This is a genomic window from Pseudomonas asturiensis, assembly GCF_900143095.1.
Lineage (GTDB): Bacteria > Pseudomonadota > Gammaproteobacteria > Pseudomonadales > Pseudomonadaceae > Aquipseudomonas > Aquipseudomonas asturiensis.
The window spans coordinates 97623-120709 of record NZ_FRDA01000019.1 but is presented as its reverse complement, the minus strand read 5'-3'; the positions used below and the strand labels follow the sequence as shown (position 1 = coordinate 120709).

Here is a 23087-nt window from a genome sequence, read left to right as displayed (position 1 = left end):
GCGTTGACCACTGCCCAGGTGGCTGCACTGAAGCCAACCCAGGTGGCTGCCCTGACCACCACTCAGGTGGCTGCACTGGAAACGGCTGATGTGGCTGCGCTGCCAGTTGCTTCCGTGGCTGCTCTGACCACCGCTCAAGCGGCTGCGCTGACTACCGCACAGGTTGTTGCGCTGACCACCGCTCAAGTCGCTGCGCTGACGACTGCACAGGTTGCCGCCCTGACCACCACGCAAGTGGCGGCCATGGAAACCGCCGATATCGGTTCTCTGACCACGGCCGGTGTTGTGGCTCTGACCACGGCTCAGGTCGCGGCCTTGACGGTTGCCCAGGTGGCCGCTCTGAAAGTGACTCAGGTCGCTGCGCTGGAAACCGCTGATGTTGCGGCGCTGACCACCGCTCAGGTCGTTGCCTTGACCACTGCCCAGGTTGCAGCGTTGAAACCGACGCAAGTCGCTGCCTTGACCACCACGCAAGTGGCGGCCATGGAAGTGGCTGATATCGCCGCGCTGACCACGGCCGGTGTTGCTGCCTTGACCACGGCTCAGGCCGCTGCGTTGACCACTGCCCAGATCGTGGCCCTGACCACGGCGCAAGCAGCATCGCTGACCACCGCTCAAGTGGCTGCCCTGACCACCACGCAAGTGGCGGCCATGGAAACCGCTGATATCAGCTCCCTGACCACGGCTGACATCGTTGCCCTGACCACCGCTCAGGTGGCTGCTCTGACCACAGGTCAAGTGGCTGCCCTGAAAGTGACTCAGATCGCTGCGATGGAGAACGCGGATGTCGCTGCGCTGACCACGGCTCACATCGTTGCCCTGAGCAGTGCTCAAGTGGTGGCCCTGAAGCCGACACAAATCGCTGCGATGACCACTACGCAAGTAGCGGCCATGGAAACCGCTGACTTCAGCGCACTGACCACCGCTCAGGTTGCTGCCTTGACCACCGCTCAAGTGGCTGCGCTGACCACCGCTCAGATCGTGGCGCTTAAAGCGACTCAGATCGTCGCGCTGGGCACCGCAGATGTGGCTGCCTTGACCACCGCTCAGGTTGTGGCCATCGAAACCGCAGACTTTGCGGCGCTGACCACGGCTCAGGTTGCTGCCTTGACCACCGCTCAAGCGGCTGTGTTGACGACGGCTCAGCTGTCGCACCTGAGCATGACCCAGGTCGATGCCTTCACCACACCGCAGCTTCAAGCGATGACGGCTACGCAGATCGATGCGCTGGCACTGTCCACACCGCTGGTTCTGGACCTCAATGGCGATGGCGTGCACACCACGCACCTGTCGGCAGGCACCAAGTTCGACCTGAATGCCGATGGCCATAAGGAAACGACTGGCTGGACGGCTGGCGGCGACGGTCTGCTCTCCATCGACCTGAACGGCGACGGCCAGATCAACAATGGTTCCGAGCTGTTCGGCAGTGCCTTCCGCCTGGCGGATGGTTCGTTGGCCAAAGACGGTTTCGAAGCTCTCAAGAGCCTGGACAGCAACCATGACGGCGTCGTCAACGGGGCTGACCAACTCTTTGCAGCGCTGCAGGTGTGGGTCGATACCAACAACGATGGCATCAGCGAGAAAGGCGAGCTGCACAGCCTGAAAGATCTGGGTATCACCCAGTTCAACCTCGATGTTGCCAAGATTGCCGAACTCAACCACGGCAACCTGTTGGGTCTGCAGAGCACCTTCGAAACCAGCGATGGCCAGACCCATACCATTGCCGACGTGTGGTTCCGCACTGACGCAAACGGTAATCAGTCCATCGACCTGACCAAGCTCGATCCGCAGTCCATTGGTGCTCATACTCTGGGCAACATTGATCTGGCAGCCGATGGCGGCAAAGCCAGCACCCTGACCGTCGACGCTCAGTCGGTGGCGGAACTGGGCAAGGCCGGTCAAGTGGATGTGGCCAACGGTGCAGCCGCACCGGTGCAGATGATCATCAACGGTGACCACAACGACACGGTCAACATCAATGGCGCGAGCGGCGAGTGGCACGCAGCCGGTACTGCTACAGTCGATGGCGCGAGCTACAACGTGTTCAACGATGGTAACGTCCAGCTGCTGGTCGCAACGGATGTTCAGACCTGGGTTCACTGATATCGAGTGTTGAACCCTGATTGACCCGATACCGAGCTCGCAAGAGCTCGGTATTTTTATATGTGGAGACTATTGCCCGAATGTCTACAGAGAATCTTGAGAGCCCCGATCTTGATGAAGTGCTGGCCATCGCCCTGCAGTTGTCCGAGCAGGTGGCGTTACAGCCCATGCAGTTGCTCTCGGCTGCCGATCGTCTCAATGGTGCCGGGCGGCTGACGGACGTGGTCACGTTGTACCAGTGCTGGCTGGGCCACTGTCAGTCTTCGGTCAGCTACATCATCCAGTTCAATCTGGGCGCTACGTTGTCGCAACTGGGGCATATTGCCGAGGCCGAACGTGCCTTTCGCGCAGCCATCGCCCAAAGTCCCGAATTCGCTCAGGCCTGGTTCAATCTGGGCACCACGCTTGAGCGTCAGGGCAAGCCGCAGGAGGCGTTGGCCACCTGGCAGTCGATGCTGGACGACAAACGTGTGGATGCACAGCAGAGCCGCGAGTTGTATCTGATGGTGTGCAACAACCTGGGACGGCTGCTGGAAGAAACCCGGCAGTTGCAAGCCGCCGAGGCCGTCCTGCGTACCAGTCTGGAGGTGGATCCGGTACAACCCAAGGTCATTCAACACTGGGTGCATCTGCGCCAGAAGCAATGCGTCTGGCCGGTATACGCGCCGCCTGCGGGGCTGACCCAGGGCGATCTGCTCAAGGCCTCCTCGCCCCTGGCCTTGCTGGCCGGCAGCGATGATCCGGGCCTGCAAGCCGCCGCGGCGGCGCATTTTGTCAAGGAACGCGTCAACGTACGCGTGCCGGCCCTTGCGCCTGCGCAGGGGTATGCGCATCAGAAACTGCGTGTAGGTTTTCTGTCTTCGGATTTCTGCCTGCACGCGGTGTCGCTGTTGACGGTCGAGCTGTTCGAGCTGATCGACCGTGAGCGCTTCGACGTCTATGGCTTCTGCTGGAGTCGGGAAGATGGCTCGCCACTGCGGGCACGTGTGGTCAAGGCCATGGACCATTTCGTGCGTATCGGCGGGATGGACGATGCAACGGCTGCTCAATGCATACGTGACCACGAGATCGATATCCTGATCGACTTGCACGGTTTGACGTCTGGGGCCCGCGCCAATATCCCGGCCTACCGGCCTGCGCCGGTGCAGATGACGTACCTGGGCTTTCCGGGTTCGACAGGCCTGCCTTGTATCGATTACGTCATTGCAGACCGTTATCTGATACCGGACAGCGTCATGCCCTACTACAGCGAAACGCCGCTGTACCTGGCGCAGATTTACCAGTGCAGCGACCGCCAGCGCCCGGTTTCGGCCCTGCCGACACGTGCGCAATGCGGCTTGCCGGAAGATCGCTTCGTATTCTGCTCGTTCAATAACAACTACAAGTTCAACGAAGAGGTCTTCGACTGCTGGATGCGTATCCTGCAACGCACGCCCGACAGTGTGCTGTGGTTGCTGGCGGACAATCCCTGGGCGCAAAACAACCTGTGCGCGCGTGCGCAGCAACAGGGTGTCGATCCGGCCAGGTTGCTGTTCGCCCCGCGCGTGGCACCGGCCGATTACCTGGCCCGCTACAGTGCTGCCGATCTGTTTCTGGACGCTTACCCCTTCAACGCGGGCACGACGGCCAATGACGCGCTGTGGATGGGGTTGCCGGTGCTCACGCGTTCCGGTCGCACCTTTGCCTCGCGCATGGCCGGCAGCCTGCTGACCAGTCTGCAATTGCCTGAGTTGATTACCACCACGCTGGACGACTATGAGCAACGTGCCGTCGAGCTGGCGACACAGCCGGATCTGCTGCCGGGCCTGAAAAGCCGCCTGCAACAGAACCGTGCGCAATCGCCGCTGTTCGACACACCGCGTTTTGTCAGGGATTTCGAAGACGCGATCAGCCGCGTTGCGCTGAGAGCCCAATAGGCAAGCCCTTCGCCTCTATAAGGCTGCGCTGTCCTGCAGCGCAGTTCACCGGACGGTGAGAGGCGGCTTGCCGGCGATCTGCCGGAAGCCGTCCGCAAAACCGGTATAGACGGCGTATCAGAACAGGTTCTGCACTTTCTCCAGCTGGGTGCGGGTCATCTGGCCGGTGCGGGTGTGCAGGTTGACGTAGCTTTGCAGCATGGCCAGCTTGGTATCGAGCAGGTCGCGTTTGGCGGAATACAGACGCTGTTGGGCGTCGAGAATCTCGACCGTTGAACGCACGCCTGCCTGATAGCCTTTTTCGGCCGACGTCAGTGCAATTTGGCTCGAACGCACAGACGTCACCAATGCCTTGATCTTCTCGAAGCCTGCAACCACACCCAGGTAGTTGGCCTCGACATCCTCGGTCAACTGCTGAAACTGCGCGTCGTAACTGGTGCGCGCGCTTTCCAGAGCTGCACGGGCCTTTTCCGAGGACGCGCTGACGCCGCCGCCCTGGTACAGCGGAATGTCGACCACTACGCCCACGTAGTAAGTGGACTGGCGCTGTGACTGTTCGTTGATATCGCTCTGGTCGATGCGCGACAGGCGTCCACTCAGGGCAACGGTGGGGTAATGACCGGATTTCTGCAGCTTCAGGTTGGCCTCGGCAACTTTGATCGAGGCACGGCTCACGCCCAGTGTCGCGCCCGCCTCGTCGGCCTTGAGCATCCAGTAATCCAGGTCTTCCTCGGGTGCCAGCAAGGGCGTGGCCGGGGATTTTTCCTGCATTTGGGGAATGTTGTTCACTGCTGTGCCGGAGCGCCCCGCCAGCTTGCGCAGGGCGGCCCGACGCCGTGCCTGCAGTTCGATTTCCTGAGCACGGGTCGTGTCCAGTCGCGCCTGGGCTTCTTCAAGGTCGGTAATGGTCCCTTCACCTGCTTCGAACAATCGCTTGGATTGCTTGGCCAGGCCCTCGATCGAGGCTTTCTGCTGGGTCGTCAGCTTCAGCTCGTTCTCCACCTGCGCGACGTCGAAATAGGCCTCTACCACGCGGTCGAACAGCCCTTGTCCTGCGCCTTCGTGCTGCGCCTCACCCAGCTTTGCACGGGCCTTGGCCTGCTCGTAGGAGGCCCAGCGACCCTTGTCGAACAACGGCTGGCTGACCGACAGCGCAACACTGTCGGCGGCAAACTGATCGTCCTGGCTGTTGGCCGAGCTCTGCTTTTCGAACTGTCCGCCGTGACCGTACCGGGAGTTGATCGACACCTGCGGCAAGAGACCGGCACGGCCGATTGCGACTTCCTGGCGTGATGCCTGGTAGTCGTAATCGGTGACCTTGTAGGTCGCGTCATTGAGGCGCGAGGCGTCATACAGTGCGACCAGCGACAGGGTTTGATCGTCGGCTGCCAGCAGCCAGCACGACCAGAACACAGAGAGCAAGGCGATAGGTGTGCGCACTGTCATTCTTCCTTGAAAGCGCCGGCCATACGTTCGGACACGGGCTGCATCAGGTAATTGGCGAGCGTGCGTTCGCCGGTCTTGACCAACACTTCAGCCTGCATGCCGGGCTTGATATCAAGGCCCAGGTCGCGCAGTTTGATGATGTCTTTCGGACTGACCGAGACCTCGACCGAAAAGTACGGAGAGTTGGTGTGCTCATCGATCAGCTGGTCGGCCGACACCGTGGCCACCTGGCCGACGATGACGGGCGTATGCACCCGCTGCAGCGAGCCGAAGCGCAGGTCGACCGGCAGTCCGGGTTTAAGCCGGTCGGCCATCATCGGTGGAAACTGCGCCTTGACCACCCAGCTGGAACCCTGGGGAACGATGTCCATCAGGCGCTGGCCTGCCGGGGCGATGCCGCCGACCGTATGCACCGCCAGGCCCATGACCTGACCGGCCACCGGCGCGACGACCGAAGCACTGTGCACCTCGAAATCGAATGCCTTGATCTGGTCCGTCAGGCTCGAGGTCTGGGCCGAAACCTGAGTCAGCTGCGACTCGGCTTCACTGCGAAAGATCTGGCCCTGTTGCAACGCCTTGAGCTTGCTCTCGTTGATGGCCTGACGTGTACGGCCAATGTCGGACAGCGTCGACGCCAGTTGAGCCCCTAACTGTGCCGCATTGCTTTCGGCCTCGAACAGGCGATTGCGTGGCAGGTAGCCTTCGCGCGCCAGTTCTCTGAGGCCTTTGAGTTCCTGCTGCTGAAACTGAAATTGCGCCGCGTGATTACGCTTGATCTCTTCATACCCCGCCAGTTGCTGGGTCAGCGAGGTGATTTCGTGCTCGCTGATTTTCATCCGGCTGGCCAGTTCTGCGCGGCGCGTGGCGAACAGATAACCCTGCAGTTCCATGGCGGCGCGGGCACGCGGATCGCCGGCTTTTTCCAGCAATTGCGCTGACCACTGAATGCTGTCGCGGTCCAGGCGCTCGGCCATCAGGCGCTCTTCGACCGCCCGTGCGCTCAGCCATTGCCCCAGCGCGACGTCGAGCTGCGATTGGGTCTGAACGATATTGAGCTGCACCACGACCTGCCCTTGCTGCACCTGATCGCCTTCACGCACCAGGATGCGATCGATCATGCCGCCGGTGCGCGACTGGACGGTCTTGCGCTCGCCGGAGACCACGACCGTTCCGGCACCGACGACACCGCGGTCCAGCGGTGCCAGCCCGGCCCAGAGGAAAAAGCCGCCCAGCCCCAGGATCAGGCACCAGATGCCGATGCGGGCAATGCCTGCAGCATCCGCGTCCGGCGCGGGTACAGGGGTCATGTCGTGCTGGCTGGATTGCATTGACGCCTCAGGCTTCTTGATTGCTGGATTCTGCGGTTTTTTGCACGGGTGTCGGCACCAGTGTCCTGAGCACCTGGTCACGCGGGCCGAACAGGTGCTGCACGCCATCCCTGAGGAACAACAACTTGTCGACCACCCCGAGAATATTCGGTCGATGGGTCACCAGTACCACCGTGCAGCCTGCGCTCTTCAACTGACGCACAGCCTGGACCAGCGCCGCTTCGCCTGCTTCATCCAGATTGGAGTTGGGTTCATCCAGCACCACCAGCGGTGGCTGGCCATAAAGCGCACGCGCCAGGCCGATGCGTTGTTTCTGGCCGCCTGACAGGCCCAGTCCGCCGACGCCCAGCAGCGTGTCGTAACCTTTGGAGAAGTGCAGGATCATTTCGTGAATGCCCGCCAGTTGCGCGGCTTCAATGACCTTCGTCGAGTCCACGTCGCCAAACCGGGCAATGTTTTCGGCGATGGTGCCGTCGAACAGTTCGATGTCCTGCGGCAAGTAACCCAGATACGGACCCAGCGCTTCGCGTGACCACTGGCTGATCTCAGCATTGTCCAGACGCACCGAGCCGTGGCTGGCGGGCCAGATGCCGACCATTGCCCGGGCCAGTGTGGATTTGCCCGACGCGCTGGGGCCGATCACTGCCAGTACTTCGCCTTTGGCCAGGGTGATCGTGACACCGTTGATCGCGGGGCGCTGCAGGCCTGGAGGCGTGACCACCAGCTTGTCGATGCTCAGCGCACCGGTAGGTGGCGGCAACGGCATGGGCGGCGCCGCTTTGGGAAACTCGTTTAGCAGGCGATTGAGGCGCTGGTAACTGCTTTTGGTGTTGCCCATTTGCTTCCAGGAACCAATCAGCGCTTCTGCCGGCGCCATGGCCCGGCCCAGCAATACCGATACTGCAATCATCACCCCGGCAGAAATCTGGTTCTCCATGACCAGGATTGCGCCCAGACCCAAGGCCAGGGACTGCCAGGTCATGCGCACGAAGCGCGACATGGCCGCGATCCGCGAACTGCGGTCACTGGCTTCACCCTGTTCGGTGATGACCCGCTGTTGCACATTGAACCAGCGGCGGCGCAGGGGTGTGAGCATGCCCAACGCCTGAATGACTTCGGCGTTCTGCAAGGTGCTGTTGACGTAACTGGCAGATGACACCGACAGCCGATTGGCCTCGCTCATGCTCTTGCGCGTGGTCAGTTCGTTCCAGACGCCCAGCCCCGCGAGAATCAACGAGCCGACGACGGTAAACACCCCCAGCCAGGGGTGAAACAGAAAGGTGGCAATGATGTAGATCGGTAGCCACGGCGCATCGAACAACGCAATCAGGCCTGGCCCGGTGACGAATTGACGGATGCTGTTGAGGTCGCTCAGCACCTGAGCCGGGTTGGAGTTGTGCTCGCGCAGGCTGCGTTGAAAGGCAGCGTCAAAGACCCGCTCGCCCAACTGGGCGTCCAGGCCTGCGCTCATCTTGATCATGACCTGGCCACGGACCCACTCCAGCGCACAACTGAGCATGAAGAACCCGAGCAGAATCAGGCTCAGCATCAACAGTGTGGTTTCGTTGCGGCTGGTGAGGACGCGGTCAAAGACCTGCATCATGTAAATGGACGGAACCAGCATCAGCAGGTTGATCACGCCGCTGAACAGTGCAAGCACTCCGAAAAGACGACGATAACGCAGCAGGGCTGCATCGATATCTCGCTTGGGATCAAGAAAAAGGCGCATAAAATCCAAGAGATAGAGTCGCGGTAGGAGAATGCCGGTCGTGCGGGGCGGCCGATGCTAGCATTTTGCCGTTAACTAATGAATGCGCGCAGCCCGGCTCGCACACCTATTTCATCGGCTTGCGAGGCGCGTTCTTGAGTGGGTTTTTTGCAGAGCCTGAAACGATCAAGCCCTTTTAAAACCCGGCTTTAGGAGGTGTTGGATGATCGCCTGGCCATGTATAGGGGCTGGATGCTTCAGGCGAGCGCAACATTGAACGTCAAGTGTTCGGCGGCCTTGCAGGTTTATCGTAAAACCTAGCAGTTCCGAGAGTACTCAATCCCTGATCAGGCCTGCAGAATGAAGCCATCAGACGGTGGATCGGGTCGATAACCTGAACTACATCTGATGAGTGTGATGTTCCGGATAGCTCAATTGGCAGAGCGCTGTACTGGCAACAGTACAAAGGTGGCGGTTCGAGTCCGTCTCCGGGGCTGTCTCAGATAGCTCAGTTGGTAGAGCCTGTACTGGCAACAGTACAAAGGTCGGCGGTTCGAGCCCGCCTCTGAGATCCTTTTCCGTTTTCAGGACTTTACCTGGAAACATGGCCACACCGACAGGATGCCTCACATCATTGTCAGTCTGCCTAAGCCATCAAGCCCGGTTAACCCGGGCTTGATGGCTTTTGCCAAACCTTAAATCTTGAAGTGGCTGACCATCGTTTGCAGTTGCCCGCCCAGGCGGGCGAGTTCGACGCTGGAGGCGGCGGTTTCTTCGCTGGCCGAGGCGGTCTGTTCGGACACGTCACGGACGTTGACGATGCTGCGGCTGATCTCTTCGGCCACGGCGCTCTGCTCTTCCGCGGCGGCAGCGATCTGCTGGTTCATGGCCTGAATGTTGGAAACCGTCTGAGTGATGCTGTTCAGGGAGGTGCCGGCCTTGCGGCTCAACTGCACACTGCTGACGGTCAGTTCGCGGCTGCTGAGCATGATGCTGGAGACCTGACGTGTGCCGTTCTGCAAGGCCGCGACCAGGTTTTCGATCTCCTCGGTGGATTGCTGGGTGCGCTGCGCAAGGCCACGCACTTCGTCGGCAACCACGGCAAAACCACGGCCTGCCTCACCGGCGCGCGCAGCCTCGATGGCGGCGTTGAGGGCCAGCAGGTTGGTTTGCTCGGCGACGGCCTTGATCACGTCCATAACCTTGCCGATCTTGTCGCTTTCCTGCTCCAGCAGCGTCATGGCGTCGGAAGACCGTACGACTTCGGCCGCCAGTCGTTCGATCTGGCCGATGGCTTCGCTGACCACTTTGTCGCCGGCACGTGCTTCCTTGTCGGCGGTTGAAGCGGCTTCGGAAGCCTGCTCGGCGTTACGGGCCACTTCTGCCACGGTGGCCGACATTTCGTGCATGGCGGTGGCCACCTGGTCGGTTTCGACCTTCTGGCTGTTGACCCCTGCACTGGTCTGTTCAGTGACGGCCGACAGCTCCTCGGCGGCGCTGGCGATTTGCACCACGCTGTCGCGAATGCCGCCGATCAGCTCACGCAGTGTGGTTCCCATGCGCTGAATGCCCTGCTGCAGAACGCCCAGTTCGTCGCGGCGGGTCACCACCATGGTCTGCGACAGGTCGCCAGACGCGATCCGATCAACCACGGCCATGGTTTCCTGCAGCGGACGGGTGATCTGACGCGTGATGATCACGGCAGCGATGATGCCCAGAATCATGGCCAGCAATGTGCAGCCGATCTGCATGTTGCGCGCCTGAGCGCTTTCCTGATCGCGACGATCCAGCTGCAGTTGGTACATGGCTTCGCTGAGCTTGACGATGTCCTGACCCTGTACGGTCATTTCCTTGCGCGCCTGGGCAATGTCGCCGCTGGACGTCTTGAAGGCCTGTAGCGTGGTGCGGTAGGCCTGCAGGGAAGTTTCCAGTTGCTTGAGGGCATCGGCCTGGGTGCTGGCGAACGTGGCCTTGAGCGGCTCCAGATTCTTGAGCGCGTCATCGAGCTTGCGCGCAGCAGACTGCTCGTTTTCAGGCGTAATGTCGGTCAGGTAACCGCGCACTTCATAGCGCGCCTGCATCAGGTCTTCCTTGGCGCGCACGATGAGTTGATAGTGCTCGAAACGGTTCGGATCGGTGGCGTCGAGCTTGCTCACGTCGGCCAGAATCCGGTCAAGCATTTCGGTCGCCTTGTTGGCGTTGACGGTCAGCTCCTTGCGCAAGGCAATGCTGGTCTTGTAGCCACTGCGCATAGTGTTCAGCGATTTCTGATAGTCCGCGATCACCACGCCCAACTGATTGAGCATTTTTACGTTTTCGGGGCTCTTGAACGAGGTCAGCAGCTTTTCCTGATAGGCCTTGAAGCCATCCAGGGAAACCTGAACGGTTTCAGCCACCTTTTCATCACCGTCGGCCACCATGTATTGCAGGCGCGTTACCCGTAACTTGGTCAACTGCGCATTGAGCGAGGTAATGTCGCTCATCCAGTTGCTACGATCGATCAGGCCGCTCATGCTGGTCCAGCCGGCCAGCGCAAGAATGGCCGTAAAAACAAGTACCAGCCCGAAACCGAGGGCCAGTTTCATGTTCACGCTGATGTTTGCAAACCAGCTGTTCATTCGTATTCTCCAGAAGCGTTATTCATCAATCAGGGCCTCAGGAGGGTGCATTCGATATAACCGCCAAGGCGTGGGTTACAGACGCTATCGGCAGCCCTTTACCAAGCTGAAATAAAAAAACAGGGAAATTCAAAAAAAGGCCGGTGTGCTTTCATTCATTGCGTGCCCCCGTTATAAAGGGGTATCGAGAACATTGAATCGCGACTGCGCCGTCATAAAAAACTGGCGTCAGAATGTCGTTCCTTTCAGGCGTCATACACCCTGTTATGGGGATGAACGGTATAAGGGTCATCCCCATAAAGTTGGCTGGCTGAACAGTGACTCGCAAGTTTGCAACCCATCTATACACGCTAGAGATGCCTCGTCATGTCTTTGAAGTTTCGTCATAAAATCCTGCTGGCCGCATCAGGCGTTGTCGTATTGGCCTTTGCGCTGTTCACGCTTTACAACGATTATCTGCAACGAACGACCATTCACCAAAACCTCGAATCGTCCGTCGGGCAGGCAGGTCAACTGACAGCCAGCAGCGTGCAGAACTGGTTGAGCGGGCGCATTCTGGTGCTGGAAAACCTGACTCAGGACGTTGCCTTCCAGGGCGTGGGCACCGACCTGAGCGGACTTGTTTCCCAGTCATCGCTGGTCTCGACCTTTCAGTTCACGTATGTCGGCGACAGCAAGGGCACGTTCACTCAGCGCCCCGATGTGCAGATGCCAGCCGGTTATGACCCTCGTCAGCGTCCCTGGTACAAATCGACGGTCGACGCCGGCAAGACGATTCTGAGCGCGCCGTACCAGGCGTCGGTCGGCGGGCTGGTCGTGACCATTGCCAGTCCGGTCAAGAGCGGCAGTCAGGTGACCGGTGTCGTGGGAGGCGACCTCAGTCTCGATACGCTGGTGAAGATCATCAATTCGGTAGAGTTCGGCGGCATCGGCTATGCCTTTCTGGTGAGCGGCGATGGTCAGGTCATCGTCAGCCCTGAAAAAGACCAGGTCATGAAGAACCTGAAGGATATCTACCCTGGCCAGACGCTGAGCCTGGATGCACGCCTGCGCGAGGTCACGCTCAATGGCCAGCAACGTATCCTGTCGTTCACGCCGATCACCGGGCTGCCTTCGGCCGACTGGTACATTGGTCTGTCGATCGACAAGGACAAGGCCTATGCGCCACTGAGTCAGTTTCGCAGCTCTGCGATTGTGGCCGGCATCATTGCAGTGGTCGTGATCGCACTGCTGTTGAGCCTGTTGATTCGTGCGCTCATGAAGCCTCTGACCGATATGGGCCGCGCCATGCAGGACATCGCCCAGGGTGAAGGCGACCTGACGCGGCGCCTGACTATTCAGGGGCGGGATGAGTTCGCCGACCTGGGAAGCTCGTTCAACCAGTTCGTGGAGCGGGTCCACGCGTCGATCGTCGAAGTGTCATCCGCCACCCTTCAGGTGCATGACTTGTCGCAGCGAGTGGTGCATTCCTCGAACTCCTCGATCATTGGCTTCGACGAGCAAAGCGCCCGAACCAACAGCGTGGCGGCTGCAATCAACGAACTGGGCGCCGCCACTCAGGAAATCGCCCGCAATGCCTCGGATGCCTCGATGCAGGCCAGTGAGGCCCGTACCCAGGCTGAAAGCGGTCAGGTGGTGGTTGAACAAACCATTCAGTCGATGAACGACCTGTCGACCAAGATCAGTGATTCGTGTGTTCAGATCGAGCAGCTCAACGCGAGTACCGACAACATCGGCCAGATCCTGGACGTGATCAAGGGCATCTCGCAGCAGACCAACCTGCTGGCGCTCAACGCGGCCATTGAGGCCGCTCGTGCCGGTGAGGCAGGTCGTGGGTTTGCCGTGGTGGCCGACGAGGTGCGCAACCTGGCTCATCGCACACAGGTGTCGGCTGACGAGATTCACAACATGATCGGCGAGCTGCAATCGGGCTCCCAGAGCGCGGTTGTGAACATGAACGAGAGCCAGGCCTCAAGCCTGGGCAGCGTCGATGTCGCCAATCAGGCAGGCAGCCGTTTACGTGATGTGACCCGCCGCATCGGCGAAATCGATGGCATGAACCAGTCGGTTGCAGCCGCCACGGAAGAGCAGACCGCCGTGGTGGAAACGCTGAATGTGGACATCAACCAGATCAACTCCCTCAATCAGCAGGGCGTGGCCAACCTCAATGAAACGCTCAAGGATTGTGCTGCGCTTTCACAGCAGGCCGGGCGTTTGAAACAGTTGGTGGCCAGCTTCAAGATCTGACGCGATCCTATAGAAACGAGTAACGACAAGGCCATCCAAGTGATGGCCTTTTTAATGTCAGGAATGATACAAATTTCCCTTGAAATGAACGTTGTCTGATAACTTGATTTGCCCATGAAGTCGCTGAATATTTATTCAGGCGCAATCACGTTATTGTCGAATGGTTCAGCGTATTGTTACACCGCGTACATACCGTGCAAAAGGTTAACCATTTTAAATATACGGGATTTCATCTGTATTCATTATTGTTCAAATAGCCACATCCAATGTTTGCAAGTGATACAAGCGCCTCTATAGGATCCAAACCAGGCGTTCGCTTTACTTTGAAATTTAAAACACATCAATACCGGTATCGTTACGTTCGTCGGAAAAAGGAAGATCGCCTGTTCTTTATTGAGCAACCGTATTAATACCGATTCCGTTTCCTCACATCACAAGCCAAGGTTGGATAAATGCCCGCCTTGAACCCCGCGTGCTGTCTGGCCGCCCTCCTCGTTCACCCCATGCATGCTCCTACGTCCACACTGTGGGTCCATGTGTGGGACTTAAAATGTCGCCCACTGCATTATTCCCGTAATCAAAGGCCGAAAATTGACATGTACGCGGAGGGACCCTCCGCGTACATTTTGGTGTAAAATCTGCCGCTTGCCAGACATTCCACCAAGAAGAATCAAAATGAGCAAACTGACGCAGGCGTTCGTCAAGACCCTTGTAGAGCCGGGTAGCTACCATGACGAGCGAGGGCTGATCCTGCGTGTGAGCGCCAGAGGCACCAAGAAATGGGTGCTGCGTTACCAACTCAATAATCGGCGTCACGATCTTGGCCTCGGGGCTTTCCCGGAGGTCTCGCTCAGGGCTGCGCGGCTCGCCGTCGACACGCACCGGCTGGGCCTGGCACAAGGCATAGACCCGCTAAGCCTGCGCGCCGTACCCAATGACGAGAGCAACGTTCAGGCCACCACGGTGGTGACGTTTCGCCTTGAAGCCGAGCGCTACATCAAGACCCATCGCCAGAGCTGGAAAAACCTCAGGCACGCGCAGCAATGGTCGCATTCATTGCGCGACCATGTGTACCCGCTGATCGGCGACCTGCCCGTCGACCAGGTCGAAACCGAACAGGTGCTGGACGTGCTCATGCCGATCTGGAACCAGATTCCAGAGACCGCCTTCCGTCTGCGCAACCGGATCGAGCTGGTGCTCGACGCTGCGCGAGCACGCAAATTGCGCGAGGGTGAAAACCCGGCCCGCTGGCGTGGGCACCTGGACAAGCTATTGCCAAGGCAGACCCACGCAAAGACGCCGTTTTCGGCGATGCCGGCAGATCAACTCGGCCCATTTCTGAGACGTCTCGACAGCCTGGCCAGTACGGCAGCGCGTGCCTGTGAACTGCTGATCTACACCGCTTGCCGAAACGCGGAGGTCTGCGATGCGCGCTGGGCAGAATTCGATTTGAACGCCGGCATATGGAACATCGACGCGGCCCGCATGAAAGCTGGCAAACCGCATCGTGTGCCCTTGAGCACGGGCGCTCTGCAGGTCCTGAAACAGCAGCAGGGCAAGCATCCTGTCTGGGTCTTTCCCAACGCCCGTCACTCCGCAAGCTTGCCTGGCAATGCGCTTAGGCGCGTCATGCAAGAACTGCAGGCCGGAGCATTCGTGCCCCATGGCTTTCGCTCGACGTTTCGCACCTGGGCGGCTGAAAACACACTGTTTCCCAGAGATGTCTGCGAAATGGCGCTGGCCCATAGCCTGGAAGACAAGGTCGAAGCGGCCTACAACCGGGGCGATCTGCTCGGCAAACGCCGGCAGTTGATGGATGAATGGGCAGCGTTCATTCAATCAGGCGCAGCGCTCGAACTCATGCCTCATCCGTCGGAAGGTTGAGGTCCAGTTGCGAGTGATCGACGGGCGCCTCGACGCTCTGCGCCAGCGTTTGTGCTTTATCCGAGTAGGTGGAAGCCACACTGCTGGGTTTGCTGGCCATCACTGAAGATTTTCGCTGACCCACCAGGTCATCGGGGTTCAGGTACAGGTTCATGCGCGGAATCACTTCGATACGCGACTTCTTGTCCGGCCGTTCCGCCTGACGCGTGTTGCGATCGAAATTGCGCAGCTCATGCACACTTGAAGGTTCCTCACCGGCCAGTACGAACATCGGCAGGTTGCTGTGGATCATGGCGTCATAACGCGAGTTGGCCGAGAAATACACCATCGCCCTGGGATGCGGTGCGACCTTTTTGTATTTGATCAGGCTGGCTTGATCGGACAAATTGACGATCCGGCGCAACTCGGCACCAGCCAGGGTCTGCTCAATAGACACGTTGTCTTTGCTGGACTGCTGCTCGGCAGCTTTACCCAACAGCTCCCTCACCTTGCCCACCGCAACGCGTTCTCCTCCGGTCGTATGGCCTGCCCAGGTGAACACAATCAGCCGAGGGCAAATGTCGAACACCTGAGTGTGCCGCGCCAATTGCTTCATGCTGAACTGGGCCCCCAGCGCCTGACGGAGAATCTTCGAGCGCGCAGTCGTAGCCAGATTCAACTCAAGCCGCGTCTGCTCGATCGCCGCCATCAGCTCATCCTTTAGCTGATTGATCTCTTTGATCCACGGCAGGACGCTTTGGCTCAACGCAAAATAACCCGGCAAACGCATGACCGTGCCAGGTGCCTGGCCAGGCAAACGCTCGAACTGTGTCATCGCCCGGATCGTGGCATGAATGGCCGCCTCGCCTTCGAGAGGCTGTACTTCAATAAGATCCAGAGCCTTCTGCTGCGCCAGCAAGGGCAGCTGCCAGACCTTTCCAGACACCACCCATTGTGGCCAGAGATGGTTAAAGGCGTTGATCTGGCTGACCAAGCGGGCGTGGATTGATGTGATATCAACGTACATTGCTATCCCCAAATATTAATACCACCCCTATAGTAGCAGTTGATTTTAGAAGCGCCACTTTCCGTGTCCTCCCCCACGGGAAGAAGATAGAGCAGAAGCGGTTGATAATGAAAACGTTAGGGGTGGTATTAATACGATCTATAGCTAACTTATATATAGCTAGCTAGCCGCTAAGGTGTGAAGACTGGCGCTACCTGTTCAGCAGCGTAGCGCCTGCGATCATTATAGCTATATAGCTAGCTATCTACTTGATGCTGTAATGTTTCTTGAGCAACTGCTGAATGATGTCGGTTTCCGTCACGCGTTTACCTGTCTTGGCCGACTCCTGGGCAGCGCCCAGCTTAAGCGCATTGGCAATGTCCCAACGCAGGCGAAACAATTTCTGCACAGTCGGTTCCGGCTTGAAGGCTTCCATGGCCTGAGCTGGTAGGTCTTCAACGACTGTTTTTTCTGTCATCGAGCGTGATTTGGTCAATGCCTTGTCCGCCTCCCCTCCTTCCAGAAAATCGTTCGGATCCTTGTTGAAGCTTTTGATGTCGGGCTTTGACTTGATCATCCCAAGACCTCTGCAACAAAAGCATTCATTTCCTGGATGGCTGCATGATCACGCTTTAGCTCGTGCACGATGGCGCCTTCACTGATGCAACGTCGGAACGCGACACGCTCGCAGATTTTGGTCTTGAACACGCTGAATGACTGCTCTTCAAGAAAGGTCAGCATCTCGCCAGTGTCCTTGGTACGCGTGTCGACTCTTGAAAGCAGCATGCGGACATCCAGATCAGGGTTGTAATCACGTGCCAGGTCTACAACGGTCAGCAAGTCTGTCATAGCGGCGGCATCGAACGAGCTGGCGCCCACCGGGACGATAACCACTTCGGCTAGCAGCAATGCTGAGCGCAGGCCTACAGAATCGCGTCCGCCTGCGTCGACTACCACATGGTCATAGGCACCTGCCAACTGACGGCCCTCAGAGTTGATGGCTTTGCCTTGCAGGCAGACGGTTGTCGGACTTGGGCTGTATTCAGGATTGTCACGACGCCATGCAGCCCAGCTGGCTGCGCTCGCCTGGGGATCTCCATCGATCAGCAATGTTTTGCCGCGTATTGCCAGCAGCGTCGCCAGGTGGACTGCTGTCGTGGTTTTACCCACACCGCCTTTCGTGTTCACACAAGCAAAAATGGTCACTTGGTTTTCCTTTCAATGGCATAGCTATATATATAGCTACAAGACAGCTAGCAGTATAGCTATCTATAAAGATAGCTAGCTATACTGCATGACCGCGATTTCACGATTTTTGAAGATTATTTTTCTGTAGGAAAACTAGCGTCCAGGCATTCGGAAAAACCTGTAAATTCGGTGTGTCGTTTACTGCGGGTAAACGCTTTGTTTGCCCGTTTGTTTATTCGCTCAGGGTCACAGTGATCACGCCTGGTGATCACTCCAGACGGCCGGGTTGTCGCTGTCGTCAGTTTTCACAGCCTTACGCACCGAATGATTTCCTGCATGACAGCCGTAAAGGCGCACCAAATCCCTTCTGGGCGACGTTATGGCAATCCTCAAGCACCAGCGTGCAAATTTTTATCATCGTCGCTTATACGGGCTTACAGGGCCCTGCGCGGTGCATTGCTGCCCGCTGTTGCGTTTGATTTTTCAAAAAAATAAAAAATGAGCTTCTCGCGCGTTTTTAAAATCTTTTTTTCTTGTTTTTAAAGCTTGTTTTTAAAGCTTGTTTTTAGCACCTCTGGAGCCCTTGATTTACGTGGCCTGCAGAGGTGCATCGACTACAAATTCCGGCTATACGACTACAGATTTCAGCTATACGACTACAAATTCCAGCTATGACGACTACAGATTTCAGCTATGACGACTACAGATTCCGGCTGTTATCCACAGGCCCGGGCCGCCAGGGCCTTTCTTCGCAGTACACGTCGCAGCGTGAGTGCCGATATCTCAACCTCGGGATTTCTCTCAACGCACCGAAAACAGAGGCCCAGCGGCCTTTCTCGAGCCTGCCCACGTAAAGGGTTCAGTCATGGCACGCATGATGGCATTCAGGCTGTGAAGGGTTGTGTGTTTAACCGGGTTTACATATGGAAACCCTTTTTTCGTGTAGGACGCATTGTCTTGTAACGACTACAAATTCCGGCTATGGACCAGCCCGCGACGTGCAACGACTACAAATTCCGGCTATGGCCATACGATGGCCATCGACTACAGATTCTGGCTATGGCAAAAGAATGGCTATCGACTACAAATTCCGGCTACCCGTTTGACTACGCATTTGGCTACGTAATGATCCCGCCACTCGCTTGCCAAGCTTGTTACTATCGACTCATCACTGCTCCAGGAATAGTCGATGAGCTCCAAAGAACCGTCATCATTGCTTGTGACCAAAGCCAATGATCTGATCAGCGCCTCCTACCGTCTGACCCTCCAGGAACAGCGTCTGCTGTTGGCGGCCATTGCCCAGGTCGATCCACGCAAGCCCATGCCCTCCAAGATCACGGTGACTGCAGCCAGCTTTGCCGATATCTATGGCGTGCCGATCCGCTTTGCCTACACCAACCTCAAGGAGGCCGCAGACTCCCTGTACGAGCGCGACATCCAGACATTCGACGGCAAGAACCGCACACGCATTCGTTGGGTGTACAAAGCCGCGTATGCCGAGGGCGAGGGCAGGGTCACGCTGAACTTCACCGTCGACGTCATCCCCTACCTGTCGATGCTCAACAGCAAGCTGACGTCCTACGATCTGCGCCGTGTGGCCAATCTGAACTCCATGCACAGTTTTCGGTTGTTCGAGCTGATGATGCAGTTCAAGAGCACGGGGGTGCTCATCATCGAGGTCGAGAAGCTGCGTACGCTGCTTGACCTGGGGGACAGCTACAAACGTTTCAACAACCTGCGTCAGCGGGTGATCGCGCCGTCCATCAGCGAGATCATGGCCAAGTCCGGAATCACCATCACCTACGAGACCATCACGGAAGGCAAGACGGTGAAGAGCCTGATATTCCGCTTCCAGGAAGCGGCGCAGTTGCGACTGTCCCTGGGTGACGGTATGGAGATAATTCCGGCAGACGAAGAAGTTGTTGTCGATGAATTTCCAATAAAAACAATCAGTTAAATCGGTTTAATTAAGCTAGCTAGATATCTAGCTAGCTTAATTTCATTAGCCGGAATTTGTAGTCGATAGCCTCAAGTCTGCCTGCACGTTCAATGCGAAAGGCGAGAGTTTCCCCCGTTCCTTTGGCCGTCCACCGAGGGCCAGCCCCCTGTTTTTCGCGACTGGAGGGTCTCGTGTCGACCGAATATGCCATTTCTTTCCGATTCAGACTTCAAATGGCGACCAGCGTAGGCAAATAAGGCTATCAAGCTAGATAGCTATATATATAGCTATCTAGCTTGATAGCGAGCTGTCACATAGCCAGAATTTGTAGTCGATAGGCGCGATGCCATACCTGCCAAGGCCTGTCGGTGGGGTAGGAAAAAGACGGGTTCGCTTTCGGCTTTTGCTGGAGCCAGCTACCCGGCATCCCGCTGCAGAGGCTGATGGAGCCTGCTTCGCTGACGTGATCGATCTTTTTTTGCGGAAACAGACGCTTGGCATCCTGCTTTAGACGCGGAATATTCCTACTTAAGGCATAGCCGGAATTTGTAGTCGATAGATCCTGAATGCCGACTAAGCCGTCGCGGTTTTCCGACTACCGAGGCAACTAGTGTGGCGCCTTTCGAAAGGATCCTAGCGCCGTTTCCTTCATGTATCGACAGCCTGGATGTGCCTCATTCCCTCTCCGGTGAAAAGTGCTGCAGGGCCGTCAGTCGATGACGAGCACCTTCTATCCTGTGTGGCCTGCAGTCGGGCCCTTGCTGGCCAACCCTCATGGCTGCGCGATTTCCCTGCGATTTACCCAGGGTGATCCTCCGGGCTTTCTGCACGTTTGTGTTGAAAGGCTAAAAAGGTGCTTTTGTGCGTGAGCAGTGCAAAGGCTGTTCACGCTGATGGGTGACACCACTCCGTCATTCGAAAGTGTGTCAGCGCACAGACAGGTAGAAAAAATCCGATAGACGGCAAAAAGCCATCATCCAGCCCACCTCCAGGCTGGCTCTCGAAACACATCAGTTTTCGGATCGTTTCACCGGGGAAAAGGGGGGGCCGCGCAGACCCTACGAAAGGAGTAATGCCAAAATAGTGGCATCGGCGAAAGAAAATAACTTTTCAAATGAATGAGTTAGGCGTTTTTTTATAAAAAAATCAGGGAGTATATTTTTTTATAAAAGGGTATTGAATAGTTTAAAAGAGTGAAAAAGAGGCAGCGCATTTTTGTAAGTCGTTGGCCTTAATCTGTCGGGTCGGTCAAAAAAAATCAAAGAAAAAACGACTGCCTGACCAAGGTTGAAAGCAAAGATAAAAACAGGGTTATAAAATGCTTAGCTAACTAATAGATTATTTCTTAATAAAGGGGCTCTGCGATCTGGAAATTGACGCCGTATTTTTGATTTTATACAAGTCTTTGAAATGCAAGGTAAAAGCTATGAATAATGGGGGTTTTATGAGGCTGATCAAAACCCGTGGAAGGTGTTTTTCCATATAGATGAAGAAATAAAAGAGTGGGGATTCTGCATAAAATAAAGTCAATATATAGGCGTCGTAATCTTGGCGCGCATAAAAAAATAAAAGTAGAAAGTTAATAATTTCCCTGCGATGCTTTATGAACGAACTTATAAAAAAAGTGCCGCCCCGTTCGGGGACTCCACCGTGTCTCATCAAAAAACGAGTACGACTTTGCCCACGGCAAAGTTTCACCAGTAACAGTCGGGAGTTGTAAATGAGTACCCAGTCGGATATCGCAGAACTGTACACCGCATTTTTCAACCGGGCTCCGGACGCAGATGGTTTGGCGTACTGGGTTGGAGAGCTGGATGCAGGGACAATCTCCCTGGAGCAGATCGCGAACAACTGGGTAGAGGCTCAGCCCGAAGGTCAAGCCAAGTACCCCGACTCTCTGTCGACCGATGCGTTCATCACCGCCATCTACGGTAACGTCCTCAGCCGCAGCGCAGACAGCGCAGGCATGGCTTACTGGCAGGCTCAGCTGGATTCCGGCGCAATCAGCCGCGATGTGTTCGTTGCCGCCATCATCAACGGTGCCAAAAGCAACACCAGCGCCCAGGGCCAGCTCGACGCCACGTTGCTCTCCAACAAGGCAAGCGTAGGTATCGCGTTTGCTGACAAAGGCCTGAATGACGTCAACCTGGCAGCCAATGTCCTGACATCGGTCACTGCCAACGCCAATACCCTGACCGCGACCCTGGACCTGATCAAACTGGTTCCTTCGAACGCCGCTGGCCAGACCCCGGCTGTGCTGACCGCGCTGAACAACGCCGTTACCAACGTTGCGAACCTGATCAAGAACTCGCCTGGCGAATTGAGCGACCTGGCCACGTACCTGAACACGGTGGCAGCCAACGTTTCCTCGGCTACCAACCTGACGACGCTGTTCACCAGCATCAACACCAAAGTGGTAGCTGCCCAGACCAATCCGGCAGCGCTGGATAACCCTTCGACTCAAGCCTCTGACGACGTCACCACAGCGACTCCGAGCACGACCCCGACCGGCCCGACCACACCGACCATTCCGACGTTCACCGTTACCGAAGGCACCAACGCTGACGCGGGCAAGTTCACCGTTGGCGCCCAGAACGGCAACGTGACCCTGAGCTCTGCCAACGGCGAGCTGACGTTCAAGGCCGTGACCGGCACTGAAGTCAAAATAGCCGCCTCGGCCGTGACGCAAGGTCTGGTGATTGGTAACACTACGCTGACCATGTCCTCGGCTGTCCTGGACGAACTCAGCACCACCATCACCAACAACAACATCATCTCGCTAGCACCTTCGACGCCCGTTGTGATCACCGGCACCGTGAGCAGCAACAGCAAGGTCGCACTGACTGATACCAGCCTGACCGCTGCCCAGTTGCTCCGGTTCGACGCTGAAGTGTCCCTCGCACGACTCGACGTAAGCGCTGTGGCCTCGGTAACGGGGTCGGCATCCGATCTGCTCACGGCCTACACTGCCGTTAGCATCACGGGCCTGGGTAACGAGGCGGTCACCGTTACTGACACCGCAAGCCTGAGTCTTCTGGCGAGCGTCGATGTCAGGACCACTGGCCTGTTTACAGTGACGTCGGTGGCCGACAACGCTTCGGCCCTGGTGGCAGATACCACCTACATCAACGGCGCGATTCCTGTCACCTTGACCGGCACGGCCACCGTCGCGCAGCTGACGGCCATTGATGCCAAGACCACCGGTCTGCTGACGTTCACCTCCATCACCGACACCGCTAGCAATCTGATCACCGACACCACCTACGTGACTAATATTGCTAACGCGGTCGATCTGACGGTCAGCAACTCGGCGAGCCTGGCTCAACTGGCGACCATCGCCACCAAAACCACTGGCACCCTGACGGTAACCTCGGTCGCCGACACCGCTGCCAATCTGCTTGTCGACACCACCTACGTCAATGGCGCGGTCGCTGTGACGGTCAGCGATTCAGCCTCTCTGGCAGACCTTGCGACCATCGACGCCAAAACCACTGGCGCCCTGACCGTAACGTCGGTCACCGACACCGCTGCCGATCTGCTTGTTGACACCACCTACGTCAACGGCGCAGTCGCTGTGACCGTCACTGATTCGGCCTCTCTGGCAGACCTTGCGACCATCGACGCCAAAACCACTGGCACCGTGACCGTAACGTCGGTGACTGATACTGCCTCGGCTCTGGCAGCGGATACCCTCTACATCAACGGTGCGATCCCTGTTTCCGTGA

The 23087-nt window shown here is 57.5% G+C and carries 12 protein-coding genes, 2 tRNA genes and 2 pseudogenes; 8 read left to right on the top strand and 8 right to left on the bottom strand.

All coding sequences use genetic code 11. The features are described 5' to 3' along the window. Together BUB69_RS28975 and BUB69_RS24640 are read left to right on the top strand one after the other, a co-directional pair. Window positions 1–2103: pseudogene (locus BUB69_RS28975) on the top strand (hypothetical protein); the annotation flags it as partial. An 80-nt stretch (window positions 2104–2183) separates the two neighbouring features. Next, window positions 2184–4019 carry an O-linked N-acetylglucosamine transferase, SPINDLY family protein gene (locus BUB69_RS24640; protein ID WP_073171880.1) on the top strand — a complete coding sequence of 612 codons (1836 nt, stop codon included), beginning with the start codon at window positions 2184–2186 and terminating at the stop codon, window positions 4017–4019. 117 nt (window positions 4020–4136) lie between these two features. Here the strand turns inward: BUB69_RS24640 and BUB69_RS24635 are convergent, their stop codons facing one another. Genes BUB69_RS24635 through BUB69_RS24625 form a run of 3 tightly spaced genes read right to left on the bottom strand, consistent with a single transcriptional unit; the run spans window position 4137 to window position 8522 of the window. Further along, window positions 4137–5465 carry a TolC family outer membrane protein gene (locus BUB69_RS24635; protein ID WP_073171877.1) on the bottom strand — a complete coding sequence of 443 codons (1329 nt, stop codon included), beginning with the start codon at window positions 5463–5465 and terminating at the stop codon, window positions 4137–4139. Next, a complete protein-coding gene (locus BUB69_RS24630) occupies window positions 5462–6793 on the bottom strand; it encodes an HlyD family type I secretion periplasmic adaptor subunit (protein WP_073171873.1) in 1332 nt (443 codons plus the stop codon). The genes BUB69_RS24635 and BUB69_RS24630 overlap by 4 nt, the downstream gene beginning before the upstream one ends. Window positions 6794–6800: 7 nt before the next feature. Continuing rightward, complete coding sequence (locus BUB69_RS24625; protein ID WP_073171870.1) at window positions 6801–8522, bottom strand: type I secretion system permease/ATPase; 1722 nt, start codon at window positions 8520–8522, stop codon at window positions 6801–6803. Window positions 8523–8921: 399 nt separating this feature from the next. Between BUB69_RS24625 and BUB69_RS24620 the strand changes: the two genes are divergently transcribed. Further along, window positions 8922–8996 (top strand) — tRNA-OTHER (locus BUB69_RS24620). A 2-nt stretch (window positions 8997–8998) separates the two neighbouring features. Then, window positions 8999–9073: transfer RNA gene (locus BUB69_RS24615), tRNA-OTHER, on the top strand. A 123-nt stretch (window positions 9074–9196) separates the two neighbouring features. Here BUB69_RS24615 and BUB69_RS29760 read toward each other — a convergent pair. After that, entirely contained in the window at window positions 9197–9901 is a 705-nt protein-coding gene (locus tag BUB69_RS29760) for a methyl-accepting chemotaxis protein (protein ID WP_419198404.1), read from the bottom strand. A 198-nt stretch (window positions 9902–10099) separates the two neighbouring features. Continuing rightward, window positions 10100–10984, bottom strand: a pseudogene (locus BUB69_RS29755) (methyl-accepting chemotaxis protein); the annotation flags it as partial. Window positions 10985–11485: 501 nt separating this feature from the next. On the opposite strand from BUB69_RS29755, the gene BUB69_RS24605 reads away from it, so the two are divergent. Both BUB69_RS24605 and BUB69_RS24600 read left to right on the top strand, forming a co-directional pair. After that, window positions 11486–13366 carry a methyl-accepting chemotaxis protein gene (locus BUB69_RS24605; protein WP_073171864.1) on the top strand — a complete coding sequence of 627 codons (1881 nt, stop codon included), beginning with the start codon at window positions 11486–11488 and terminating at the stop codon, window positions 13364–13366. Window positions 13367–14041: 675 nt separating this feature from the next. After that, window positions 14042–15250 (top strand): tyrosine-type recombinase/integrase, encoded by a 1209-nt coding sequence (locus tag BUB69_RS24600; RefSeq protein ID WP_073171860.1) that lies wholly within the window; start codon window positions 14042–14044, stop codon window positions 15248–15250. On the opposite strand, the gene BUB69_RS24595 is transcribed toward BUB69_RS24600, so the two are convergent. The 3 genes from BUB69_RS24595 to BUB69_RS24585 form a co-directional block, all read right to left on the bottom strand. Next, a complete protein-coding gene (locus tag BUB69_RS24595) occupies window positions 15225–16256 on the bottom strand; it encodes a DNA replication terminus site-binding protein (protein WP_073171857.1) in 1032 nt (343 codons plus the stop codon). The two genes, BUB69_RS24600 and BUB69_RS24595, sit on opposite strands and share 26 nt — an antisense overlap. A gap of 244 nt (window positions 16257–16500) precedes the next feature. Beyond that, window positions 16501–16812: a hypothetical protein gene (locus BUB69_RS24590; protein ID WP_205031471.1), complete on the bottom strand. Its 312-nt coding sequence runs from the start codon at window positions 16810–16812 to the stop codon at window positions 16501–16503. After that, complete coding sequence (locus tag BUB69_RS24585) at window positions 16809–17441, bottom strand: ParA family protein (protein ID WP_024684978.1); 633 nt, start codon at window positions 17439–17441, stop codon at window positions 16809–16811. The genes BUB69_RS24590 and BUB69_RS24585 overlap by 4 nt, the downstream gene beginning before the upstream one ends. 1171 nt (window positions 17442–18612) lie before the next feature. On the opposite strand from BUB69_RS24585, the gene BUB69_RS24580 reads away from it, so the two are divergent. Together BUB69_RS24580 and BUB69_RS28970 are read left to right on the top strand one after the other, a co-directional pair. Beyond that, the gene (locus BUB69_RS24580; protein ID WP_073171854.1) at window positions 18613–19380 is read left to right on the top strand and encodes a replication initiation protein; all 768 of its coding nucleotides are present in this window, start codon (window positions 18613–18615) and stop codon (window positions 19378–19380) included. A gap of 1702 nt (window positions 19381–21082) precedes the next feature. After that, window positions 21083–23087: DUF4214 domain-containing protein (locus tag BUB69_RS28970; protein WP_073171847.1), on the top strand; the 2005-nt coding region annotated here is incomplete at its 3' end.